The organism is Mycobacterium seoulense (assembly GCF_010731595.1).
Taxonomy (GTDB): domain Bacteria; phylum Actinomycetota; class Actinomycetes; order Mycobacteriales; family Mycobacteriaceae; genus Mycobacterium; species Mycobacterium seoulense.
This window is the reverse complement of record NZ_AP022582.1, coordinates 5,156,064-5,178,448: the sequence shown is the minus strand read 5'-3', so window position 1 is coordinate 5,178,448 and position 22,385 is coordinate 5,156,064. Positions and strand designations below refer to the sequence as shown.

Annotated in this window: 24 protein-coding genes; 5 read left to right on the top strand and 19 right to left on the bottom strand. The window is 69.1% G+C overall.

Annotation, left to right across the window (positions count from 1 at the left end; translation table 11 throughout):
• Nucleotides 1-374 precede the first annotated feature (374 nt).
• The 7 genes from mftG to mftA all read right to left on the bottom strand — a co-directional run bounded on the left by mftG (nucleotide 375) and on the right by mftA (nucleotide 6,923).
• Entirely contained in the window at nucleotides 375-1,811 is a 1,437-nt protein-coding gene (mftG, locus tag G6N37_RS24065) for a mycofactocin dehydrogenase MftG (RefSeq protein ID WP_163683861.1), read from the bottom strand.
• Nucleotides 1,812-1,833: 22 nt separating this feature from the next.
• Nucleotides 1,834-3,252: a mycofactocin biosynthesis glycosyltransferase MftF gene (gene mftF, locus G6N37_RS24060; RefSeq protein WP_163685448.1), complete on the bottom strand. Its 1,419-nt coding sequence runs from the start codon at nucleotides 3,250-3,252 to the stop codon at nucleotides 1,834-1,836.
• Nucleotides 3,253-3,272: 20 nt separating this feature from the next.
• The gene (gene mftE / locus G6N37_RS24055; RefSeq protein ID WP_163683860.1) at nucleotides 3,273-4,004 is read right to left on the bottom strand and encodes a mycofactocin biosynthesis peptidyl-dipeptidase MftE; all 732 of its coding nucleotides are present in this window, start codon (nucleotides 4,002-4,004) and stop codon (nucleotides 3,273-3,275) included.
• Nucleotides 4,005-4,168: 164 nt separating this feature from the next.
• Nucleotides 4,169-5,359 carry a pre-mycofactocin synthase MftD gene (mftD, locus tag G6N37_RS24050; protein ID WP_163683859.1) on the bottom strand — a complete coding sequence of 397 codons (1,191 nt, stop codon included), beginning with the start codon at nucleotides 5,357-5,359 and terminating at the stop codon, nucleotides 4,169-4,171.
• Nucleotides 5,360-5,362: 3 nt separating this feature from the next.
• Entirely contained in the window at nucleotides 5,363-6,559 is a 1,197-nt protein-coding gene (mftC, locus tag G6N37_RS24045) for a mycofactocin radical SAM maturase (protein WP_163683858.1), read from the bottom strand.
• Nucleotides 6,556-6,849 carry a mycofactocin biosynthesis chaperone MftB gene (gene mftB, locus G6N37_RS24040; RefSeq protein ID WP_142274923.1) on the bottom strand — a complete coding sequence of 98 codons (294 nt, stop codon included), beginning with the start codon at nucleotides 6,847-6,849 and terminating at the stop codon, nucleotides 6,556-6,558. The genes mftC and mftB overlap by 4 nt, the downstream gene beginning before the upstream one ends.
• Nucleotides 6,834-6,923, bottom strand: a complete 90-nt coding sequence (gene mftA, locus G6N37_RS24035) for a mycofactocin precursor MftA (RefSeq protein ID WP_040621348.1) — start codon at nucleotides 6,921-6,923, stop codon at nucleotides 6,834-6,836. The genes mftB and mftA overlap by 16 nt, the downstream gene beginning before the upstream one ends.
• 99 nt (nucleotides 6,924-7,022) lie before the next feature.
• Between mftA and mftR the strand changes: the two genes are divergently transcribed.
• Nucleotides 7,023-7,619 (top strand): mycofactocin system transcriptional regulator, encoded by a 597-nt coding sequence (mftR, locus tag G6N37_RS24030; RefSeq protein ID WP_163683857.1) that lies wholly within the window; start codon nucleotides 7,023-7,025, stop codon nucleotides 7,617-7,619.
• On the top strand, nucleotides 7,616-8,662 hold the full coding sequence (locus G6N37_RS24025; RefSeq protein ID WP_163683856.1) for a DUF2332 domain-containing protein: 1,047 nt from the start codon (nucleotides 7,616-7,618) through the stop codon (nucleotides 8,660-8,662). The genes mftR and G6N37_RS24025 overlap by 4 nt, the downstream gene beginning before the upstream one ends.
• A 3-nt stretch (nucleotides 8,663-8,665) precedes the next feature.
• Here the strand turns inward: G6N37_RS24025 and G6N37_RS24020 are convergent, their stop codons facing one another.
• From G6N37_RS24020 to G6N37_RS23980, 9 genes are all read right to left on the bottom strand, one after another.
• Complete coding sequence (locus G6N37_RS24020) at nucleotides 8,666-9,841, bottom strand: NAD(P)/FAD-dependent oxidoreductase (RefSeq protein ID WP_163683855.1); 1,176 nt, start codon at nucleotides 9,839-9,841, stop codon at nucleotides 8,666-8,668.
• 25 nt (nucleotides 9,842-9,866) lie between these two features.
• Nucleotides 9,867-10,685, bottom strand: coding sequence for a mycofactocin-coupled SDR family oxidoreductase (locus G6N37_RS24015; RefSeq protein WP_163683854.1), 819 nt, complete (start codon nucleotides 10,683-10,685; stop codon nucleotides 9,867-9,869).
• A gap of 49 nt (nucleotides 10,686-10,734) precedes the next feature.
• Nucleotides 10,735-11,577 carry an SHOCT domain-containing protein gene (locus tag G6N37_RS24010; RefSeq protein ID WP_163683853.1) on the bottom strand — a complete coding sequence of 281 codons (843 nt, stop codon included), beginning with the start codon at nucleotides 11,575-11,577 and terminating at the stop codon, nucleotides 10,735-10,737.
• Nucleotides 11,578-11,666: 89 nt separating this feature from the next.
• Nucleotides 11,667-12,419 (bottom strand): PE family protein, encoded by a 753-nt coding sequence (locus G6N37_RS24005; protein ID WP_163683852.1) that lies wholly within the window; start codon nucleotides 12,417-12,419, stop codon nucleotides 11,667-11,669.
• A gap of 134 nt (nucleotides 12,420-12,553) precedes the next feature.
• A complete protein-coding gene (gene tuf, locus G6N37_RS24000; RefSeq protein ID WP_163683851.1) occupies nucleotides 12,554-13,744 on the bottom strand; it encodes an elongation factor Tu in 1,191 nt (396 codons plus the stop codon).
• Nucleotides 13,745-13,910: 166 nt separating this feature from the next.
• Nucleotides 13,911-16,016 (bottom strand): elongation factor G, encoded by a 2,106-nt coding sequence (fusA, locus tag G6N37_RS23995; protein ID WP_163683850.1) that lies wholly within the window; start codon nucleotides 16,014-16,016, stop codon nucleotides 13,911-13,913.
• Between the two features lie 81 nt (nucleotides 16,017-16,097).
• Nucleotides 16,098-16,568, bottom strand: coding sequence for a 30S ribosomal protein S7 (gene rpsG, locus G6N37_RS23990; RefSeq protein ID WP_007167813.1), 471 nt, complete (start codon nucleotides 16,566-16,568; stop codon nucleotides 16,098-16,100).
• Entirely contained in the window at nucleotides 16,568-16,942 is a 375-nt protein-coding gene (gene rpsL / locus G6N37_RS23985; protein WP_007167812.1) for a 30S ribosomal protein S12, read from the bottom strand. Before rpsL ends, rpsG begins: the two co-directional genes overlap by 1 nt.
• A 406-nt stretch (nucleotides 16,943-17,348) precedes the next feature.
• Nucleotides 17,349-17,993 carry a TetR/AcrR family transcriptional regulator gene (locus tag G6N37_RS23980; protein ID WP_163683849.1) on the bottom strand — a complete coding sequence of 215 codons (645 nt, stop codon included), beginning with the start codon at nucleotides 17,991-17,993 and terminating at the stop codon, nucleotides 17,349-17,351.
• 137 nt (nucleotides 17,994-18,130) lie between these two features.
• Here G6N37_RS23980 and G6N37_RS23975 point away from each other — a divergent pair, with 137 nt between their 5' ends.
• The 3 genes from G6N37_RS23975 (at nucleotide 18,131) to G6N37_RS23965 (ending at nucleotide 19,939) form a co-directional block, all read left to right on the top strand.
• Nucleotides 18,131-18,499, top strand: coding sequence for a DUF3060 domain-containing protein (locus G6N37_RS23975; protein ID WP_163683848.1), 369 nt, complete (start codon nucleotides 18,131-18,133; stop codon nucleotides 18,497-18,499).
• Between the two features lie 45 nt (nucleotides 18,500-18,544).
• Nucleotides 18,545-19,015: a DUF3060 domain-containing protein gene (locus tag G6N37_RS23970; RefSeq protein WP_174813884.1), complete on the top strand. Its 471-nt coding sequence runs from the start codon at nucleotides 18,545-18,547 to the stop codon at nucleotides 19,013-19,015.
• A gap of 168 nt (nucleotides 19,016-19,183) precedes the next feature.
• On the top strand, nucleotides 19,184-19,939 hold the full coding sequence (locus tag G6N37_RS23965; protein ID WP_163683847.1) for a DUF732 domain-containing protein: 756 nt from the start codon (nucleotides 19,184-19,186) through the stop codon (nucleotides 19,937-19,939).
• Between the two features lie 20 nt (nucleotides 19,940-19,959).
• Here G6N37_RS23965 and G6N37_RS23960 read toward each other — a convergent pair whose 3' ends face one another.
• Genes G6N37_RS23960 through G6N37_RS23950 form a run of 3 tightly spaced genes read right to left on the bottom strand, consistent with a single transcriptional unit; the run spans nucleotide 19,960 to nucleotide 22,384 of the window.
• Complete coding sequence (locus G6N37_RS23960) at nucleotides 19,960-20,727, bottom strand: crotonase/enoyl-CoA hydratase family protein (protein WP_163683846.1); 768 nt, start codon at nucleotides 20,725-20,727, stop codon at nucleotides 19,960-19,962.
• Nucleotides 20,724-21,443 carry a PaaX family transcriptional regulator C-terminal domain-containing protein gene (locus G6N37_RS23955; RefSeq protein ID WP_163683845.1) on the bottom strand — a complete coding sequence of 240 codons (720 nt, stop codon included), beginning with the start codon at nucleotides 21,441-21,443 and terminating at the stop codon, nucleotides 20,724-20,726. The genes G6N37_RS23960 and G6N37_RS23955 overlap by 4 nt, the downstream gene beginning before the upstream one ends.
• Nucleotides 21,444-21,445: 2 nt before the next feature.
• The gene (locus G6N37_RS23950; RefSeq protein WP_163683844.1) at nucleotides 21,446-22,384 is read right to left on the bottom strand and encodes a crotonase/enoyl-CoA hydratase family protein; all 939 of its coding nucleotides are present in this window, start codon (nucleotides 22,382-22,384) and stop codon (nucleotides 21,446-21,448) included.
• Between the last annotated feature and the right edge of the window lies 1 nt (nucleotide 22,385).

The window sequence follows — 22,385 nt, the reverse complement described above, 5'->3', positions numbered from 1 at the left end:
GAGGCGAGGTGCGATGTGGTGTTGATAGGCGCGACGAGCGTGGCCGAGCCGGCATGCGCCGCGCTGAGCAGAGCCCGATGGCCGGTCTCCCTGGTGCGGGCGCGGCAGCGTTCACCTCCGTTCCGAGCGTGCCTGCCTACGGTTTTCGGGTTCGGGCGAAAGGAGGTGCCGACCGAGGAAAGCAAGAGCATGTGAACCGCGAGCCGGCGCTCGTGCCGTCCACGAATATTGCGACGCATTGTCCGCGCGACGCACAGACCTGCGCGCGCACCGCCACTCGTCGTGGCCATCTACGTGGAACGCATGAACATTCGCCGCTCGTCGGGGGCGGGTCCCACGCGCACTCCGGGGCCCGCCCCCCACGCGTAACGCCATCACCGGACGAACGCCGCCGCCCGGTGCCCGAGCATCACGATGGTGGCATGCGGCCCCCGGCTGGTGATCGTGGGCAGGATCGAGCCGTCGATCACCCACAGATTGTCGACGCCGTGCACCCGGCAACGAGGATCGACGACGGCCCGCGGGTCGGTGTCGGCACCCATCGGCGCGGTGCCGCACAGATGTTGCGACGTGGACCATACCGGGGCCCCGACAGAGGTTGCGGTGCAGGCTATTTCGCGGGCCAGTTCGGATCCGTCGCGTAGCGCGGCGACATCGTCGGGCTCGCTGTCGTAGCGGTGCTCGATGCGGGGCGCCACGTCGGGATCCGCCGATACCAGCGTGATGCGCCCGCGCGCCCGCGGCTGCATGAGCGCGACCCCGATATGCGGCCAGTCGGCGTGCCCGGCGGTGCCGTCCCCGGTCATCGCGACGAATCCGCCGGTGTAGGGCCTGATCTCGAGACCATCGCCGGTGCTGAGCACGACCTCGAGCACCGGCCGGCCGGGTGCCACCGCCCAGTCGGTCGGCAACACCCATTCGGGGTGATCGCTGAACGCCTCCCCCACCGGCAGGGGCGCCACCACGGGCACACCGAGAGCCCGCAGCCCGTCCGCCGCCCCGATTCCGGAGAGCATGAGGAGCTGCGCCGTTTGAATGGCACCGGCGCACAACACGATCCGGTCGGCGGTCAGGGTCATGCGCCCCTGCGGGCCGATCGCGTCGACACCGACCGTGGTGGTGCCGGCGAACCGCAACCGCACCGCGCGCGTCCCCGCTTGCAACGTCAGATTCGGCCGGCCCAGTGCCGGCAGCAGAAAGCCCGCACCCGATCCGGTGCGCACGCCGTCGACGATGTTGAGCGGGACCGCCCCCATCCCCGAAACAGGTTCTGGCCCAGCGTCATTGAGATCATCGATCCAGCCGAACCCGGCACGTCGCGCCGCAGCGATGAAACGTTCGCTGGTTCCGGTCATTTCGTGGGTGCGACGCACCCGGATGGGCCCGCTGCGGCCATGGGCCGGGCCATCGAAATCCAGGTCGGTCTCGATGGCCCGGAAGCTGTCGAGCACGTCGGACCATGCCCAGCCCGGCAGCGCCAGGCGATCGAAGTCGCGCGGCAACCCGCGGCAGAAGTAACCGCCGTTGACCGCACCCGACCCGCCGACCGTTGTCCCGCGCACGATCGGATGCCGACGCGTGGGGCGGGCGGTCAGGCTGGTCTGGTAGCGGCGCACCAGTGGGCTGCCGACCCCGATCGGCAGCTGCAACCCGTTGGCGGTCTGGGCCAGCAAGACCGGATCGTCGAGGGCCGGCCCCGCCTCGAGGACGGTCACCGCGCAGCCGGAATCGGCGGAAAGACGCTCGGCAACAACCGATCCAGCACTGCCGGCACCGACGATCAGCACATCGCTGTGCGCGGCGGACTTCATCAAGGGTGAGTCAAGGGGGCGGCTAGTTCCGAATCTGCGGTTTCAGCGCGCGCAGGTTGCGCTCCCGCAGCACACCCCACCACAACCCGAGGCCGTACGCCAGGTCGTCGACACGCTTGAGCAACAGATAGGTCAGCAGGCCGATCGGCTCGGCGTCGTCACCGATGGCGTCCCGGCGGCGCAGCCAGTCCACCACGCCGTCCATGATCGCGGCGACCAGCACGACCCGGCGGAAATGTCGCGACGCCATGGCGGCCAGCAGTGCCAGCGGCCAGTAGTGGCGGCACAGAGCCGACGCCAGCTGCAGCGCCGCCGACCACAGGCCGCGGGCCGCGATCACCACCACGTCGGTGATCGACGTATCGGAGCCGCGCATCGCCCTGGCGATCCGGCGACCCGTCAGGACGGCGAAGACGACGGACGCCAGCTGCGAGAGGCGGGTACCGAATGCCATCATGATCCAGGTCATGAGCGCCCAGCCGGAGATCACCACCGGCGCCGTCTTGTCCGGGTGGCGGACCGAGAGCGGTGCCGCCGAACCACCGTAAAAGGCCTTGCGCGCGAGCCAGTCCCGCAGTTCAGTGCGGTGATCGTGGGCGACCAGCGCGATGGGCTCGTAGCGCAACCGGGCGCCGGCCTCGATGAGCCGCCAGCACAGGTCGACGTCCTCGCCGGACTGCAGGGTCTCGTCGAACCCGCCGACGGCGCGAAGGGCCGAGCAACGACAGATGATCGCCGCGCTGGGCACGTAGGACACCGTGCTGTGCGGCAGCACCGGGGCTTCGCGCTCGCCGAGGTCGAGCGAGGAGTGCACCGCCTCGTAACGCGCCACCACGTTCTCGCTGTGCGACAACCCGACGATGCGCGGCGCGGCCAGGGCGACGGTCGGATCGCAGAAATGGCCGAGCAGCGCCTCCAGCCACCCACGCCGGGGCGCGACGTCGGAATCCAGGAACGCGACGTAGTCGGTGGTGCAGGCGGCCAGCCCGGTGTTGCGGGCGGCGGCCGGGCCCCTGCTGCGCGAGTGCCGCAGCACTTCGACGTCGCAGTGCGCGCCGACGAAGTCGGCCGGCTCGATCGGCGGGAACGACCCGTCGTCCACCACGACGACCCGCAGGCCGCGCAGCGAGCTCACCAGGCGCCGCACTCCAGAAAGGTTGTCCCGCACCGGAATTACCACCGTCACGTCGTTGTGCGACGGACCACCGGCCGGGCGCGGATGCGCCACCGTGGCGTCCAGCAGCGTGCGGGCCAGCTGCGCGCTGACGTCGTCGCGGACCTTCAGCCGGCCGTCGCACAGCATGTCCTGGGCGGCCGGCGCCAGCTTCAGCAGCCGGGTCGGCGAACCTCCGAGCAGCGCCGACCCGTCGCCGAGCACCCGCACGCGGCGGTCGACCTGGACGGCGAAGCCATCCGGCAGCCGGGGCGCCGGCGCCGTCATGTCAGCGGTCATGTCAGCGGTCATGTCAGCAGCCCGTCGCGCCCGGGTGACCACCGGTCCACTCGGCGCACACAGCCGTCGACCATCTCGGCCAGGATGCGCTCGCCCTCGGCGGCGGTCGCGGTGGTGGGGTCCCCGAGGACGCCCACCGGGCTGACGGCGGCGACTCCCCCGCGGCGCATCGGCGGGAGCAATTCGGACAGCGGCGCGCGGTTGCCGGCAAGCCACCGATCGGCCAGCACGGCACCGGGCGAGATGTGCAGCAACAGCGACGTTTCGGTGTGCCCGGCGTGGGCGTCCCCCCCGCGGGCCAGGCACGGGCACCAGCCGGCGTCGCGCCCCTCGGCCCGCAGCCGGGCGACCGCGGCGGTCAGCGCGCCGACATTGCCGCCGTGGCCGTTGACGAAGACCAGGCGCCGGGCCCAGCCGGCGGCCGACCGGCCGTACTCCACCAGCAGCATGGTCAGGGCTTCGGTACCGATAGAGATCGTTCCGGCGAAGCTCTGGTGCTCGCCGCTGGCGCCGTACGCGATGGCCGGCGCCACCAGCCAGTCGCCGTCGAGACGGGGCCGCGCCCCGCTGGCGACCGCGATTGCGATCCGGGTGTCGGTATCCAACGGCAGGTGCGGACCGTGCTGTTCGGTCGACCCCAGCGGGACCAATATCGACGGTGAAGTGCCCGACAGCTGGCTTGACGTCGCCATTGCCAATTCGCCGAGTACGGGCACTCGGTGATGGTAGGCCGAATTCACCTGGCGTGCACCAATTGTTGGCCGTTGAAAATGATTTTTTTCTGGCCGGTTCATCGGGCGTTCGAAATATGTGCTCGTCCGTCACGGCTACCACGCGTGTACCACCGGGCGGGGCGGCGAATCATTCCCGAGAAATCTGCCCGGGATACCGGCAATTAAGCCGTTCAGGCGTCGCCGGCGGACGGCACACCCAGCGTGCGGGTGAAGCCGGGCGGCACCAGGATGTCACCCGGGCCGAGGTCGTGCACGCTGCTGAGTCCCAGACCCATCAGCGCCGAGTCGATGCCCCCGCGCAGGATGTCGAGCACGTTCTCCACGCCCGGCTGCCCGGCCGCGGCCAGGCCCCACAGGTACGCGCGGCCGATCATCACCGCGCGCGCCCCGAGGGCCACCGCCTTCACGACGTCGCTGCCGCGGCGGATGCCCCCGTCGAGCAGCACCTCGACCTGGTCGCCGACCGCGGCGGCCACCGCGGGCAGGGCGCGGATCGACGCCGGCGTTCCGTCCAGGTTGTTGCCGCCGTGGTTCGACACGGAGATCGCCGAAACCCCGGCGTCCACAGCCCTTTTCGCGTCATCGACGCGCATCACGCCCTTGAGCATGAACGGCCCGCCCCACAGTTCCCGCAGCCAGGCGATGTCCTCCCACGTGGGAGGCGGCGTGCCCATCCACTCCCCGTAGGCCGCGAAGAAGGGCGGACCCGGTTCGCCGCGACGCCCCTGGTTGGGCACGCGCAGGTCCGGCGGGCGCAGGGTCTTGCCGTACTTCCACAACCAGCGGGGCTTGAAGACGGCCTCCGGCGACTGCCGCAGGATGGTCCGCAGGTTCATCTCCTCGGGGATCTTGGGGCTGCCCCAGTCGCGACCGTGCGAGAACGACCAGTCGGTGGTGACGATCAAACCGACCGCGCCGGCCTGACGCGCGCGTTCCACCCGCTCGGCGATCGCGTCGCGCCCGCCCAGCCAGTAGACCTGGAAGAAGACCTTGGGGTTGGCGGCGATGACCTCTTCGATCGGTTTGCTCGCGAAGGAGGACAGCCCCATCGCCGTTCCGCGGGCCGCCGCGGCCCGCGCGACCGCCACTTCCCCGTCCGGATCGACCGCCTGGACACCGGTGGGCGAAATGATCACCGGTAATGAAACGTCTTGCCCCATAACGGTGGTCGACAGCTCGCGCTTTTGCTGCGCGCCGACGACGTGGGGGGCGAACCCGAGTTCGCTGAACGCCTCGACGTTGTTGGAGACGGTGATGCCCTTTTCACTTCCCGCAACCAGCGCCGAGTAAACGGATTTTGGGAGCCGTCGTTTCGCGCGTTGCTGCGCGATGGCGACGGTTTCAAACCATTGGTCGGCCATGGCCTAGACCGGGCTCTCGTTGCACAGGCGCGCGGGCGGTGTGTCCGGCGGTCGCACGGACAGCGTCAAGGGCACCGGCTGACGAACGCGTCGCCCGCGGGAATGGTCGGCGCGGGGGCGCGGCGTCTCACGCCGCCGGGCCAGCGCCGACGCGCTGTGCCCCTGGACGCATTCGGGATCCGGCCCGTCCATCGGCAGGCCGGTGAAGAACTTGGCCGCCATGCAGCCGCCACGGCAGGCGTCATAGTGCCCGCAGCTGCCGCACGCGCCCGCGGACTGCGGTTCGCGCAGCTCCCGAAACAGCGGGGCGTTCTTCCAGACGTTGTCGAATCCACCGTCCGTCAACACGTTTCCGGCCAGGAAGCGGTCGTGGATGGCGAACGGGCAGGCGTAAACGTCACCCACCGGGTCGATCAGGCACACCACCCGGCCTGCGCCGCACATGTTCAGGCCGGCTAGTGCGCCCGACGAGCCCAGCGGCGACAGGTGGAAGAAGGAGTCGCCGGTGAGCACCCGCTCACCCTTGGCCACCAGCCAGTCGTAGAGCTGAACCTGCTGGGCCGCGGTGGGGTGCAGGTCCTCCCAGACGTCGGCGCCCCGCCCGGACGGACGCAGCCGGGTGATCCGCAGCGTGGCGCCGTAACGGCTTGCAAGAGCGGCGAATTCGTCGAGCTGGTCGACGTTGTGCCGGGTGACCACGACCGAGATCTTCGCGTCCGCAAAGCCCGCGTTGGCCAGGTTCTCCAGCGCCCGCACCGCCATGTCGAAGGACCCGGGGCCGCGGACCGCGTCGTTGACCTCCGCGGTGGCGCCGTCGAGCGAGATCTGGACGTCGACGTAATCGCTGGCGGCCAGCCGGGCGGCGACCTCTTCGGTGATGCGGACCCCGTTGGTCGAGAACTTCACCCCGACGTGGTGTTCGGTGGCGTAGTCGACGAGCTCCCAGAAGTCCGGGCGCACGGTCGGTTCGCCGCCGCCGATGTTGACGTAGAACACCTGCATGCGTTCCAGCTCATCGATGATGTCCATGCACTGCCGGGTGGACAGCTCCCGCGGGTCGCGCTTGCCCGACGACGAAAGGCAGTGCACGCACGCCAGGTTGCAGGCGTACGTGAGCTCCCACGTCAGGCAGATGGGCGCGTCCAGCCCGCTCTCGAACTGCTCGATGAGCCGCGGCACTCTGGCCAGTCCGGCGGTCATGGGGCCTCCTGGGGAACCAACATCTTCGAATCGGCCAACACGCCCAGCGCGTGCAAGTAGGGCGCCTCACCCGAGTCGTCCACGCCGGCCGCGCGGCAGGCAGAACGAACATCGGGGTGGTCGGCGAGGGACCGCACCACCGTGAGGATGGTGCGGTTCTTCAGAAAGGACAGCTTGCGGGTGCCGAAGTGATACAGCAGCGCCCCGAACGGTTCAGGTCGAACCGCCACCTGTGGGTGCAACCGCCAGCCGCGGTCGGGATCGAACACGCGGGTCAGTAGACCCCGCACATGCCGTCGATGGACACCTCTTCGACCAGGGTCTCGGCGACGAGCTGGGTCTCGGTCTCTGTTTCGTGGTCCACGGGTCATTGCCTTTCGTCGGTTCTTGACAACGATGGGGATCGAGTCACAAGCTTCGTCAGAATATGGCATCGAGTGCCGAAATGGAAGGGCGGGGTCGCATGGGGCCGCAGCCGCGAGTGGGCCGTCGCCGCTCGACCACGCCGCACGACATCACCGCCGTCGCCATCGAGCTGTTCAGCGCCCGCGGCTTCGCCGACGTCAGCGTCGACGACGTCGCGCAGGCCGCCGGCATCTCGCGCCGGACGCTGTTCCGCTACTACGCGTCCAAGAACGCCATCCCGTGGGGCGACTTCGACACCCACCTCGCGCACCTGCGCGACCTGCTCGACCACGTCGATCCGCGGGTGCCGCTGGGCCAGGCCCTGCGCGATGCACTGTTGGCGTTCAACACCTTTGACGAATCCGAGACCGCGCGCCACCGCCAGCGCATGCGCGTCATCCTGCAAACCGCCGAACTGCAGGCCTATTCGATGACGATGTACGCCGGCTGGCGGGAGGTCATCGCCGGCTTCGTGGCCCGCCGGTCGGACTGCAAGACGACCGACCTGCTGCCCCAGACCGTCGCCTGGACCATGCTGGGGGTGGCGCTCTCGGCCTACGAGCACTGGCTCGGCGACGAATCCGTTCCGCTGCCGGCCGCGCTGGGCCATGCGTTCGACGTCGTGGGCACCGGGCTGGACGGGCTGGACCGGTGAGCGGCGATCACCTGCTGCACACCCTGCGCGCCCAGGGGCGGTTCTGCGCCGCCTCGGGTTCGCCGATGTACGGCGAGCTTTTCGAGTTGGTGGCCCGTGACGTCGAAGCCGGCGGGGTGTTCGCGGCCATCCTGTCCGGGCACGAGGACGACCCCTCGCGCCTCGCGGTGCCGCTGCGGCTGCTCGGCGGCCTGCACCGGTTGGTGCTCGACGGGCGGGCAGCGCACCTGCGCCGGTGGTATCCCAGCACCGGGGGCCGCTGGGACGCCGAATCGGCGTGGCCCGAAATCCGGGACGTCGCGGCCGGCCACTCCGAAGCGCTGCGTGCGGCGTTGCGGCAACCGCCCCAGACCAACGAGGTGGGGAGGTCCGCCGCGCTGATCGGTGCCCTATTGCGAGTCAACCGTGAAGTCGGCTTGCCCGTAAGGCTTTTCGAGATCGGCACCAGCGCGGGACTGAACCTGCGCGCGGACCACTTTCGGTACCGGTTCGCCGACGGGCACTGGGGACCCAGCGATTCGCCGGTGACCATCACCGACGCGTGGCGTGGCGCGCTGCCGCCCGGCGGCGGGGTGCGCATCGTCGAGCGGCACGGCTATGACATCGCGCCCATCGACGTCACCGGGGCCGATGGGGAGCTCACCGTGTTGAGCTATGTCTGGCCCGATCAGGCGGCACGGCTCGAGCGGCTGCGCGGCGCGATCGACGTCGCCCGGCGGGTGCCCGCGCGGCTGGAGCGCCGGACGGCGGCCGACGCCGTCGCCGGCCTGACGCTCGCCGACGGTGCCCTGACGGTGTTGTGGCACTCGATCACCTGGCAGTACCTGTCCGGCGAGGAGCGCGAGACGGTGCGCGCCCGGGTTCGCGCGCTGGGCGGACGTGCGGACGAGCGATCGCCGTTCGTGCACCTCACGCTGGAGCCGGCGCGCGGCGGCCCCGACTCGCCGATCCGGTTCTTGGTGCGCGCCCGCCGGTGGCCCGGCGGCGAGCTGGAGATTCTCGGCGAATGCCACCCGCACGGCCCGCCGGTGCAGTGGCGCTGAGGTTCAGCCCAGCACGTCCGAGATGGGTGCGCCGGCGGCGATCTTGGCGCGGACCTTCATGACCTTGCCGGGCATCCCGCCGCCGACCACCCCGACGAGCACCCCGTCGCGCTCGTAATACGCCAGGAACTTGCGCCCGTCGTCTTCGATGAGGTGGACGGTGTCGGTGGCTTCCGGCTCTCCGAGGCACTGGATCTTGACGTCGTATTGGTCGCTCCAGAAGTACGGGACGACCACGGCCGACGACACGTCCTGCCCCAGCATCGCGGGCACCACGACTCGGGTCTGGTCGGCGACGTTGCTCCAATGTTCCACGCGCGCTTGGTGTCCCGTGGCGTCGCGCCAGGATGCGACGTCACCGAGCGCCCACACGTGTGGCGCGCTGGTCCGGCCGGCCTCGTCGCAGAGCACGCCGTTGTCCACCTCGATGCCGCTGCCCTCGAGCCAGCCCGTCGCCGGGTGCGACCCGATCCCGATGACCACCAGGTCGGCCGCCAGCTCCGTGCCGTCGGTCAGCACCACGGTGTCCACCCGCGTGTCGCCGCGCACCTCGGTCACCCCGACCCCGAGGCGGACGTCGACCCCCTCCGCGCGGTGCAACCGCGCGACCAGCTCACCGATCCGCTCGCCGAGCACCGACGCCAGGGGCGTGGGCTGCGGCTCGACCAACACCACGTCTACCCCGAGGCTGCGCAGGCTGGCCGCCACCTCGCAGCCGATGAACCCGGCGCCGATGACGACGGCGCGCTCGGCGGCGGACGCGTGCTCACGCAGCGCCATGCTCTCGTCGAACGTGCGCAGCACCCGGATGCCCTCGAGATCCGGCAGCGTCGGGATGCGCCGCGGCACCAGGCCGGTCGCGATGACGAGCTCGTCGTAGCCGATCTCCGACCCGTCGGCCAGCGTCACCGTCTGCGCGGTGGTGTCCAGGCCGGTGGCCGCCGCGCCCAGGCGCAGGGTGATGTTGTTCTCGTCGTACCACTCGCGCGGCTTGAGGGCCACGTCGTCGACCTCTTTGCGCAGCACCTCTTTCGACAGCGGCGGGCGATCGTACGGCACGTGCACCTCGTCGCTGATGATCGTGACGCGGCCCGCGTATTCCGATCGGCGAAGTTGTTCCGCGGTCCGGGCGGCGGCCAGCCCGCCACCGACGATCACGATTCCTTTGCTAGCGGTCACGTGGAGTTCATACCACGATCCGCGATCAGTACTTCAAGGCGCCCTTGTCCACGGGGACCTGCGCCCCGGTGATCGTTCCCGACCCGTCGCCAGCTAGCCACGCCACCACATCGGCCACCTCGTCGGGTGTCATGAAGCCGTTGGGCTGCAAGGGCATCGGGGGGAAGCTGTGCACGAAGCTGGGGTGGCGGGCAAATATCTCCATCATCGCCTCCGGCTCGATCATCGGGGTGTCGACCGAGTAGGGATGGATGGAGTTGACGCGGATGTGGTATTCGCCGAGCTCGATGGCCAGCGTGTTGGTCAGCGCGGTCAGCCCGTGCTTGCTGGCCGAGTAATGCCCGTTGCCCGGGGTGGCTTTCAGGCCCGCCGAGGAGCTGACCACCACGATGGAGCCCCCGTTGCCGGCGTCGATCATCGCGGGCACGGTAGCGCGCAGCGTGCGCCAGGTGCCGGTCAGGTTGACCCCGATCACGGTGTCCCACTGTTCGTCGGTGAGTTCCCACAGCCGGCCCCAGCCCAAGACCCCGGCGTTGGCCACCACGACGTCGAGCCGCCCGAACTGTTCGACGCCGTCGGCCACGAGCTGGCGCAGCGCGGCGTCGTCCCGGATGTCCACTTCGCGGGCCAGCACCTTGCGGCCCTCGGCTTCCACCAGGCGGACGGTCTCGCTGAGGTCCTCAGGCGTGGCCGGCGTGTAGGTCAGGCATTTCGACGCCGGCGCGCAGATGTCGAGCGCGATGATGTCGGCGCCCTCCCGGGCCAGCCGCACCGCGTGTGAACGGCCCTGGGCGCGGGCGGCGCCGGTGATGAATGCGACCCGCCCCTGCAGTGATCCAGCCACCGGGACAGGCTAGCAGCGAAACTGAAACCTGTTCTAACTCGCCCCGCGTTCAGATCTCGGAGATGATCTGGGCCCGCCGGCTGTTGTACTCCTCGTCGGTCAGTGCGCCGCTGGCCCGCAGCGTTTCGAGCTCCTGTAGCCGCTGAGCGATCGACGCCTGCGGCGGCGTGACCACCGGCGCCGGTCCGCCGGCAGTGGCCGGCTGGGGGGTCGGCGCGGCGGCCGGCGCCTGTTGTTGGGCCGCCCGGCGCACCACCGCCTGGATCTGCTGGCGCAGCACCGGGTTCGACCGGATGTCGACCATCCGGTTCAGCGGAACGTTGTTCGCCTTGAGGATCTGCAGGATCTCCATCAACGGGCCGGACTGCCCGCTCAGGTCGTAGGTCTGGTTGTCTTCGGCGACGGTGAACTGCGCGGGCACCAGGCCGTTAACCAAAGCGCTTCGCTCCCAGTCGATTCGGTATTCGTTGGTGGTGGGGTTGACCAAGACCACCAGCTTGCGGGCGCTGAGGTTGCCGAGCCGGGTCACGCTGGCGATCACCCGGTCTTCGCTGTCGAACGGCAGTAACCCGGGCCCGGCGATGTGCAGGTGCACCTTGACCACCTGCTGGTTGTTGATCCACGTCCCCGTCTCGGTGACACCGGTGATCTGAGCGAGCGCCAGCACCCCGTGCTGTTCGAGCTCCGCGGTCTGGGCCGACGACTTCGCGCCGTAGTTGGCCAGCGCGAGTGCGATCAGCACGTCGGCCACGGTGATGAGCAGGCCGACGTAGAACATCCACTGCAGCAGGCTGCCCAGCCCGAGGGTGAAGTAGACGATCAGGAAAATCGGCCCGACCAGGCCGCCGCACAGCAAAACCACCAACTGTGCCTTCAGGTAGCGCGCCAACACGAGTGTCTCCTTACCCTGGCTGGGATTTTCCGTGTCAGATTAGCCGTCGCGGTCTGACCGCGAGCCGCATACGCGCAACCGGGCCGCCGTCAGTCCACCTTGGGAATCAGCGTCGGCGCGGGGCGGGTCGAAGACTCCGCCTGGGCCCCCGCGGCGGGCGAATGTGCCGACACCATCTTCACCGGCGTGCCGGTCGACACCGGCATCGCGGGGGACGCGGCCGCCGGGGGCGTCTCGACCTGGGCGGGCGCCGACACCAGCGAACTGGCCGGAGCCGGTGCCGCTGTCGCGGGCTGCGGGGCGGCCGCGGCGTAGGCGGGCGTGACCATCCGCACGGGCGTCGCCGGTGTGGCGGCCGGCGCGACCGCGGCCGGTCCCGTGGCGGCCGCGGCCACCGTCGGACTTGCCGGTGCCGGGGTGCCCGCGAGCGCCGAAGCCGGTGCGACGGCCGACATCAGGGGGGCCGCCGGTACACCCGGCGCCGAACCACCCGCCGCGGTCGCCGCCGGCAGCTGCGCCGCCATCGAAGCGGGCGCCGCCGCGCTCTGCAACGGTGTGGTGTTGGCGGCCTCGGTGGCGAGATACTGCATCGAGCCGCCGTTCATCAGCTGCACGAACTGGTTGTGAAACGCCGCGGCCTGGGCGCTGAGCGCCTGGTACACCTGGGAGTGCGCGCCGAACAGCGCCGCGATGCTGGTCGACACCTCGTCGGCACCCGGCGCCAGCACGCTCGACGTCGGGCCCATCGCCATCGAGTTCGCCGACGTGATCGTCCACCCGATCCTGGCTAGATCCGACGCCGCAGCCTCGACGTACTCAGGCGTCGCGAATACGAAGGACATCCGAACCTCCCGGCCATCACCGCCCCCGACTCCCTTACCGAGGAATCGTAGCGGAGCCGGCCGCGTTCGGCCCGGTAAAACGCATAAAGCCCGGATTGCCGCAATCGGCAATCCGGGCTTTAGCGGTGACGAACCTACTTGATGATCTTCACGACCCGGCCGGCGCCGACGGTGCGGCCACCCTCGCGGATCGCGAACCGCAGGCCCTCGTCCATGGCGACGGGCTGGATCAGCTTGACCGAGATGTTGGTGTTGTCACCGGGCATCACCATTTCGGTGCCCTCCGGCAACGTCACCACACCGGTCACGTCGGTGGTGCGGAAGTAGAACTGCGGACGGTAGTTGTTGAAGAACGGCGTGTGCCGGCCGCCCTCGTCCTTGGACAGGATGTAGACCGAGCCCTCGAACTCCGTGTGCGGCGTGGTGGTGCCGGGCTTGGTGACGACCTGGCCCCGCTCGACGTCCTCACGCTTGATACCGCGCAGCAACAGGCCGACGTTGTCCCCCGCCTGGCCCTGGTCGAGCAGCTTGCGGAACATCTCCACACCGGTGACCGTGGTCTTGGTGCTGGTCGGCTTGATGCCGACGATCTCGACTTCCTCGTTCACGTTGATCACGCCGCGCTCGACACGACCGGTGACCACGGTGCCACGACCGGTGATGGTGAACACGTCCTCCACCGGCATCAGGAACGGCTTCTCGGTCTCGCGGACCGGGTCCGGGATCGACTCGTCGACGGCCGCCATCAGCTGCTCGACGGACTCGACCCACTTGGCGTCGCCCTCGAGCGCCTTGAGCGCCGAGACCCGGACCACCGGGGCGTCCTCGTCGAACTCCTGGGCGGCCAGCAGCTCGCGGACCTCCATCTCGACGAGCTCCAGCAGCTCCTCGTCGTCGACCATGTCGGCCTTGTTCAGCGCGACCAGGATGTAGGGCACGCCGACCTGACGCGCCAGCAGCACGTGCTCGCGGGTCTGCGGCATCGGGCCGTCGGTCGCGGCGACCACCAGGATCGCGCCGTCCATCTGGGCGGCGCCGGTGATCATGTTCTTGATGTAGTCGGCGTGGCCGGGGGCGTCGACGTGGGCGTAGTGCCGCTTGTCGGTCTGATACTCCACGTGGGAGATGTTGATGGTGATACCGCGCTGACGCTCCTCGGGCGCGTTGTCGATCTGGTCGAACGCGCGGGACTCGTTCAGGTCCGGGTACTTGTCGTGCAGAACCTTGGTGATAGCCGCGGTCAGCGTCGTCTTGCCGTGGTCAACGTGACCGATGGTCCCAATGTTGACGTGCGGCTTCGTCCGCTCGAACTTCGCCTTCGCCACTTCGTTGTCCTCCTGGACTTGTTGGTGCTCGTTAAAGCAGTGTTGGTGTTTTCAGTTGTGCCGCGCCCAAGGCTTTGCAATGACCCGGCAAGATTACTCCGAGGGTGTCTACGTTCACCGCTCGACTCCTTGCTCGTAAGCTTCGCTTACTCGCCGTCGTCTTCGGTCACTGACCCGTCGCCTTCGCGATGATCTCCTTCGACACGTTCGCCGGCACTTCGGCGTAGGAGTCGAACACCATCGAGTAGTTCGCCCGGCCTTGGGTCTTGGACCTCAGGTCGCCGACGTAGCCGAACATCTCCGACAGCGGCACATGCGCCCTGACGACGCGTGCACCGCTCCGCTCCTCCATGGCCTGGATTTGGCCACGGCGAGAGTTCAGGTCGCCGATCACGTCGCCCATGTAGTCCTCGGGCGTGGTGACCTCGACGGCCATGATCGGTTCCAGGATGACCGGCTGTGCTTGCGCGGCAGCCTTTTTCAGCACCTGCGAACCGGCGATCTTGAACGCCATCTCCGACGAGTCCACCTCGTGGAAGGCGCCGTCGAGCAGCGTGACCTTGAGGTTCACCAGCGGGTAACCGGCCAGCACACCGTACTGCATCGCGTCCTGCGCGCCCGCGTCCACCGAAGGGATGTACTCCCGCGGGATGCGGCCACCGGTGACCTTGTTCTCAAATTCGTAGGTCGCGCCGTCCTCGCCGTGGAACGGCTCGAGGTTGATCAGCACCTTGGCGAACTGGCCCGAGCCACCGGTCTGCTTCTTGTGGGTGAACTCGACCTTTTCCACCAGCCGCTTGATGGTCTCCTTGTAGGCGACCTGCGGCTTGCCCACGTTGGCCTCGACCTTGAACTCGCGGCGCATGCGGTCGACCAGGATGTCCAGGTGCAGCTCGCCCATGCCGCCGATCACGGTCTGGCCGGTCTCGGCGTCCTGGTGGACCTTGAACGTCGGGTCCTCTTCGGCGAGTTTCTGGATCGACAGCGACAGCTTCTCCTGGTCGCTCTTGGTCTTGGGCTCGATGGCCACCTCGATGACCGGGTCGGGGAAGGTCATCGACTCGAGCACGACCTGGTCGTTGGGGTCGCACAGCGTGTCGCCCGTGGTGGTGTCCTTCAGGCCGATCACCGCGTAGATGTGCCCCGCCGAGGCGGTCTCCACCGGGTTCTCCTTGTTGGAGTGCATCTGGAACAGCTTGCCCAGCCGCTCCTTCTTGCCCTTGGTGGCGTTGATGACCTGGCTGCCGGAGTCGACCTTGCCCGAGTACACCCGGACGTAGGTCAGCTTGCCGAAGAACGGGTGCGTGGCGACCTTGAAGGCCAGCGCCGAGAACGGCTCGTCGGTCGACGGCTTGCGGACGACCTCGATGTCCTCCTTGCCCGGAGCGTGGCCGATGGCCGGCGGCACGTCCAGCGGCGACGGCAGGTAGTCGATGACCGCGTCCAGCATCGGCTGCACGCCCTTGTTCTTGAAGGCGCTGCCGCACAGCACCGGGTAGGCCTCCGAGCTGATCGTCAGCTTGCGGATCGCGCCCTTGATCTCCTCGACGGTGAGCTCCTCGCCGCCCAAGTACTTCTCCAGCAGCGCCTCGTCGGTCTCGGCGACGGACTCGAGCAGCTTGGTGCGGTACTCGTCGGCCTTCTCCTGCAGGTCGGCCGGGATGTCGACGACGTCGTACTTCTCGCCGAGCTTGGCCTCGGCGCTCCACACCTTGGCCTTCATCTCGACCAGGTCGACGACGCCCTCGAAGTCACCTTCGGAGCCGACGGGCAGCTGGATCGGGATGACGTTGGCGCCCAGCCGCTCTTCCATGGTCTTCACCGAGAAGTAGAAGTCGGCGCCGATCTTGTCCATCTTGTTGACGAAGCAGATGCGCGGGACGTCATATTTGTCGGCCTGCCGCCACACCTGCTCGGACTGCGGCTCGACACCCTCCTTGCCGTCGAAGACGGCCACGGCACCGTCGAGCACGCGCAGGCTGCGCTCCACCTCGACGGTGAAGTCGACGTGTCCGGGGGTGTCGATGATGTTGATCTGGTTGTCGTTCCAGAAGCAGGTGGTGGCGGCGGAGGTGATGGTGATCCCCCGCTCCTGCTCCTGCTCCATCCAGTCCATGGTGGCGGCGCCGTCGTGCACCTCACCGATCTTGTAGCTGATACCGGTGTAGTAGAGGATGCGCTCCGTCGTCGTCGTCTTGCCGGCGTCGATGTGCGCCATGATGCCGATGTTGCGGACCTTGGTCAGGTCGGTCAGCACGTCCTTCTGTGCCACAGAAGTCTTCCCACTCTTTCGATTGCTTGATTGCTGTCTGTCCGGCCTCCGGCAGCTCCGCCAGTCGGAGCCGGGCGGCTCCTACCAGCGATAGTGCGCGAAGGCGCGGTTGGCCTCGGCCATCTTGTGGGTGTCCTCACGCCGCTTGACGGAGGCTCCCAGGCCGTTGCTGGCGTCCAGGATCTCGTTCGCCAGCCGCTCGACCATCGTCTTTTCCCGGCGCTGCCGCGAGAAGCTGACAAGCCAGCGCAGCGCCAGCGTGGTGGACCGGTCCGGACGGACCTCGACCGGAACCTGGTAGGTCGCACCGCCGACGCGGCGGCTGCGCACCTCCAGCGCGGGCTTGACGTTGTCGAGAGCGCGCTTGAGCGTGATCACGGGATCGGTGCCGGTCTTGTCCCTGGCATTCTCGAGCGCACCATAAACAATGCGCTCGGCCAGCGATTTCTTCCCCTGCAGGAGAACCTTGTTCACCAGCTGGGTGACCAGCTGCGACCCGTAGACAGGGTCGTTGACCAACGGACGCTTCGGCGCGGGCCCCTTGCGCGGCATCAGCTCTTCTCCTTCTTGGCGCCGTAGCGGCTGCGAGCCTGCTTGCGGTTCTTGACCCCCTGGGTGTCGAGCGAACCGCGAATGATCTTGTACCGCACGCCGGGCAGGTCCTTGACTCGGCCACCGCGCACCAGCACCATCGAGTGCTCCTGCAGGTTGTGGCCCTCGCCCGGGATGTAGGCGGTGACCTCGACCTGGCTCGTCAGCTTCACGCGCGCGACCTTCCGAAGCGCCGAGTTCGGCTTCTTCGGGGTGGTGGTGTACACGCGGGTGCATACGCCACGGCGCTGCGGGCTGCCCTTCAGGGCCGCGGTCTTGACCTTGGCGATCTTGTCGCGGCGACCCTTGCGGACCAGCTGCTGAATCGTTGGCATCTACCGGCTTTCTGTGTTCGTGTTTGGTGTCTGTCGGCGGTTCTCAAGTCTTCGTACTGCAGTTATGTCCGGCCGCGTTACCCCGCGGCCGGGTGTGTCGCACGCGCTGCGCACCGGAGAAGGTCCGATGCATCGTGGACATGCGAATTCGCCCGGCATCCACTTCCTTACGGTTAGGCGCCGCAAGCCGCCAGGCACGAGCCTCCACAATACCCGCCGCCGGTCTCGCAGGTCAAAGCGGCTAGTGGCGATCGCGAGCGCGGCGCAGCCGGGCGAAGCGGGTCGCGACCATCGGGCTAGTGGCGATCGCGAGCGCGGCGCAGCGGGGCGAAGCGGGTCGCCACCATCGGGCTAGTGGCGATCGCGAGCGCGGCGCAGCCGGGCGAAGCGGGTCGCCACCATCGGGCTAGGACCTGGCACCGTTGTGCGCGACGCGCCGCTCCATGCCCGCCGCCAACCGCAGCACCATGTCCGAGAACAACGCGTCGGTGTCGATGTCGTCCATGACGCCGGTCATCTCCAGCAGCACGAAGCCGTGCAGCGCGGACCAGAACTCCAGCGCCGCGTAGAAGGCCTCGTCGCCGTCGAGACCGTAGGAGGACAGCACCGAGATCACCGGCGCGGCCGCGCCCCGCGTCGCCGCCGTGTACTCGGGGTCGTCGCCGCCCAGCGGCATCCGGGTGAACGCCGAGTACCGCCCCGGGTGGTGATGGGCGTAGCTGCGGTACGCGCCCGCCATGACCAGCACCGCATCGTCGCGGGCGCGGCCCTCGCCGACCCGGTTCAGCATCGTGATGATGTCGTCGATGACGCGGATGCGCACCGCGCGGCGCAGGTCCTCGAGGCTGTCCACGTGGTTGTACAGCGACGGCCCCTTGGTGCCCAGTTGCGTCGCCAGCGCGTTGATGGTGAGGGCATCCCAGCCCTCCCGGTCCAGGAAGGTCAGCGCACCGTCGATGATGCCTTCGCGGCTCAGCTTGGCGGGGCGCGAGCCCGTCCTCCCCGCGCGCGGACGCCCGGCCGCCGACGGCGTATCCGGGTGAGCTGCCATGGCGGGGCCCTTCGGTTGCGTTCATCGGGGTGCTTAACTAATGACTCTAGTTGACGCCGGGCGCGAAACTATTTCAGCCATGGCCGGATGGACGTAATCTCATCGAGCAGATCCACCCGTCACAAAGGGGGCCCGCAGTGAAGTGGACAACCGTCGCCGGGTCGCTGGCAACCTGTGTCATCGCCGTCGCCGCAAGCCCCTTTCCCGCGGCGCACGCGAAGAATGGCGACACCCACGTCGTCGGGCAGGGCATCGAGCAGACGCTGGACTGCAACGACGCCACCCTGTTCGTCAACGGTTCCTTCAACAACGTCACCGCGCTGGGCAACTGCTACGCGGTGACGGTGATGGGCTCGTCGAACACCGTCGTCGCCGACTCGGTGTCGCACGACATCACCGTCTACGGCTACGACCAGACCGTCTTCTACCACAACGGCACGCCGTTCATCTGGGACCGCGGCCGCGAGCTGGGCATGACCAACCGGCTCCAGCAGGTGCCGGGCTGAGTCCGGCACCACACCGCCATCCGACCCGAGGGGAATCGAGGAACATTGTCTGCCCACATCTTTGATCGCCCCGCCGGGCTGACCGCGCTCGCCATCGCCGCCGTGTTGGTGGCCGGCTGCAGTTCGACGGCCAACCCGCCGGGGGCGACCACGACGACAACGAAGAGCACTACTACGACGACGACGAGCGCCGGGGCGACGCCCACGACCGGCGGGGCGAGCACGACCGCGTCGGTCGAGATTGGCAATACGCTCAACTACGGCTCGATGGGCACCACCGCGACGCTTGACTGCGCCAGCGGCAAGTCGCTGAACGTCGGCGGCTCGGACAACACCCTGACCATCACCGGCACCTGCGTGACGGTCAGCGTCGGTGGCACCAACAACAAGATCACCCTGGACAAGGTCGACACCCGCATCAGCGTGGTGGGGCTGAACAACACCATCACCTACAAAGACGGCGAGCCCAAGGTCGACAACTTGGGCTCTGGCAACACCATCACCAAGGGCGGCTGACCGGCAGACGTTTCGCCGGCATCGGTGTTTCGCCGGCGATAGGAGCATTGCCGTTGCACCACAATCGCTTTCATACCCCGGCGGAGTCGCGGCCGGGGCGCGGTGCCGCCGAGGTGCTGCGGGCGGCGCCGGGGCATATGATGATGCCGGCAGAACGGAAATCGAGCCATGTTCAGCAGTACCACCAACCGCGCCGGCGCACTGGTCACGGCCATCGTGGTACTCACCGGCGTCATGATGCTGCCGCACGGCGCGGCCGCGGCCGACCCCAATCCCGACGACCAGTTTGTGGCGTTACTCGACCAGAAGGGGATCCCTGCGCTCGACAACGTGCCGAGCCTCATCGCCACCGCCCATAGAGTCTGTCGACAACTCGACGGCGGAATGCCGGTGGACGCCGTGGTCGACGACATGAGGGAACGGGCGTTCAAAGCCAACCCGGCCGGTGGCCCATACCCTGCCGACCGCGTCGCGCGCACCATCGCCCGGTTCATCTCTGCCGCGGTCGAGGCCTACTGCCCGAACGATCAACCGAAGATTGCTTCCCTCCAGGCCATGGCGATTGCCGTGCCCGGCCCGAACCAACCGGCGCAGCAAAGCACGTCAGTGCACTTGCTCGGCGTTGCGCTGGCGTCGACCGGCGGCGTCTGCCTGGCGGGCTGCGGCCTGGTCCCCCTGGGAGAAACCGGTCAGCCGGACCCGCCGCAACTTCCGCCACCCCCGCCGCCGACGGCCCAGATCATGACACCACCCCGGCCGGTCGTGACTCCGCCGCCCGCGCAGCAACCGCAGCGGGAGCCGGCGCCGGGACCGCAACAGGAGCCGCCTGCCGCGCCGGGGCCGGGGAGCGCTCCCGGCGGTGGGGGCGCCGGTCCGGAGCCGCCACCGGCCATGCCGCCGGGCAGGGTGCAGCTCGCACCGTAAAGCGGGGACCGAGGCGTCGGCTAGCCGGCGTTAGCGCCGTGCCGGCCCGCGCCCGCCGCGAACCGGCCGGCCCCCTCGCTGGCCTCGGCGGCGACGCGGGAGATGCTGGCGAACTCGAAGTCGATCGCCTCGGATTCCGCTGTGCCCCATTGATGTAGCGCCGAAAGCCGGTCGGATCGCAGGCACTGCTGGGGCAGCGCGGCCAGCTGCTCCGCCAGTTCCTCGGCCGCCTGCCGCGCCTGGCCGTTCGGCACGACGCGGTTGGCCAGCCCCATCGCGAGCGCTTCGTCGGCCTTGACCCCGCGGCCGGTGAGGATCATGTCCATGGCGCGGCTGTGCCCGATCAGCCGCGGGAGCCGCACGGTGCCGCCGTCGATCAGCGGCACTCCCCAGCGGCGGCAGAACACCCCGAACACGGCGTCCTCCTCGGCCACCCGCAGGTCGCACCAGATGGCCAGCTCCAGACCCCCGGCGACGGCATAGCCGCTCACCGCGGCAATCACGGGTTTCGACAACACCATTCGGGTCGGCCCCATCGGGCCCGGCCCCGTCCGGTGCACGGCGTTGGCTTCGGGCGTGCCGAAGGCCTTCAAATCGGCTCCGGCGCAGAAGGTTCCGCCCTCCCCCCACAACACGGCGACCGACGCGGTGTCGTCGCGGTCGAATGCGTCGAATGCCGCGTACAGCGCGGCGGCGGTGGGGCCGTTGACCGCGTTACGCGCCCCCGGCCGGTTCAGGATGACCGTCGTCACCGGGCCGTTGCGCTCGATACGCACTGGGTCGCTCATTGTGCCTCCGCAAATAGTGGTTCACGCCGCTCGAGTAGCTCGGTGGCGAAATCGTGGTAGGCCGCACGCAGTCGGGCACCGGGCCAGTCGGCCGGCAGCAGTTCGTCGGGCAGCACCGGGTCGGTGAGCAGGTGTCGCACGGTGGCCGCCGCCACCACGAAACGGCCCGGAATTCCCGTCGCGGCGGCCATCTCGTCGAGCAACTCGTGGCCGGCCCGCGCCCAGGCGGGCAGATCCCACAACTGGGCGGCCAGCCCGGCCGGGTCGCCGTCGCGTGCCCGCAGGACCCGCACCCGGGCGGCGATCGCGGGTCCCAGGTCGAGCTCGAGGTTGTCGGGCCGCATCCAGACGCCTTCGCGCAGCTCACCGAAGCGCTTGCCGTGCAGGGCGGTCCGCAGCGTGGCGCGGGTACGCGCGTCGCTGCCCACGCTGGTCACGACGAGCGTGACCCACTCCCCGCTCCACGGCCGCAGCCGCGGGTCGATGGCGTCGTCCTGCCGCCGCTGGCGGGCCAGCAGACGATCCGAGAGCCGATAGCCGTCGGCGGAGCGGATCAGGTCGCCGGCGCCGACCATGCGGGTCAGCGCCACCCGCAGGGCCGTCTCCTTGATGCCGAAATCGGAAGTGAGCCTGATTAATTCGCTGGCCCGGGCGTGCGCCGGGTGGGCCCCCAGCAGGACGCTGAGGACCACCGACCGGGCCGTCATGGTGGCCATGGCTAGACCTGTGACGCGCGGCGGCCGTAGTCGCCGAAGGGTTCGTCGCGATGCCGCACGGCGTCCCGGAAGCCGTGCTCGGTGGCGTCGGCGACGAACGCGTGGCCCTCCGGGGTGTGCCGGGCGACCCCGTCGAACACGGTGCTGACCATCCTGCTGGTGGCCACACCCTGTTGCAGCAGAGCCGAATTCAGCGCGAGCTTGACCATGATCAGCTGGTTGACGGGCACCGCGGCGATGCGTTGCACGAGCCGCTCGGTGCGCTCGTCGAGGTCGGCGGGGTCCGGCGCCTCGACCGCCAGCCCCCATTCGGCGGCCTGCGCGCCGGTGATGCAATCACCGGTGAACAGCAGGCGCTTGGCGCGCTGGTCGCCGAGCCGGTGCGCCCACAGCCCCGCCGCCGGGACGCCCCACACCCGCGTGGGCGGGTAGCCGATCTTGGCGTCGGCCGCGGCGATCACCTGGTCGGCGTGCAGCGCGATGTCGGTGCCCCCGGCCACGCAGTAGCCGTGGATCTTGACCACCGTCGGCTTGTCGGCGTGCATCAGGCTGGAGAAGCCGCGCACGAACCGGCTCATCATCTGGTAGTCGATCATCGGGTCCCACGGCCGGTCGGGTAAGTGGTTGACCGCCTGGGTCTTTCCGCTGAGCACGGTGCCCTGATAGGCGCCGGTGCCGCCGGCGGAGCCGGTGCCGTCGGCGTAGGCGCTCAAATCGAACCCCGCGCAGAATCCCTCGCCGCGCCCCGACACCAGGATGACGTGCACCGCCGGGTCGAGGTCGGCGCGCTCCACCAGTGCCGAGAGCTCCAGCGGCGTGTCGGCGACGATCGCGTTGCCCTTCTCCGGCCGGTTGAAGGTGATCCGGGCAACCCGGTCGGTGACCTCATAGGTCATCGTCTTGAGGTTGTCGAAGTCGACCGGCCTGATCGCGTGCGTCACC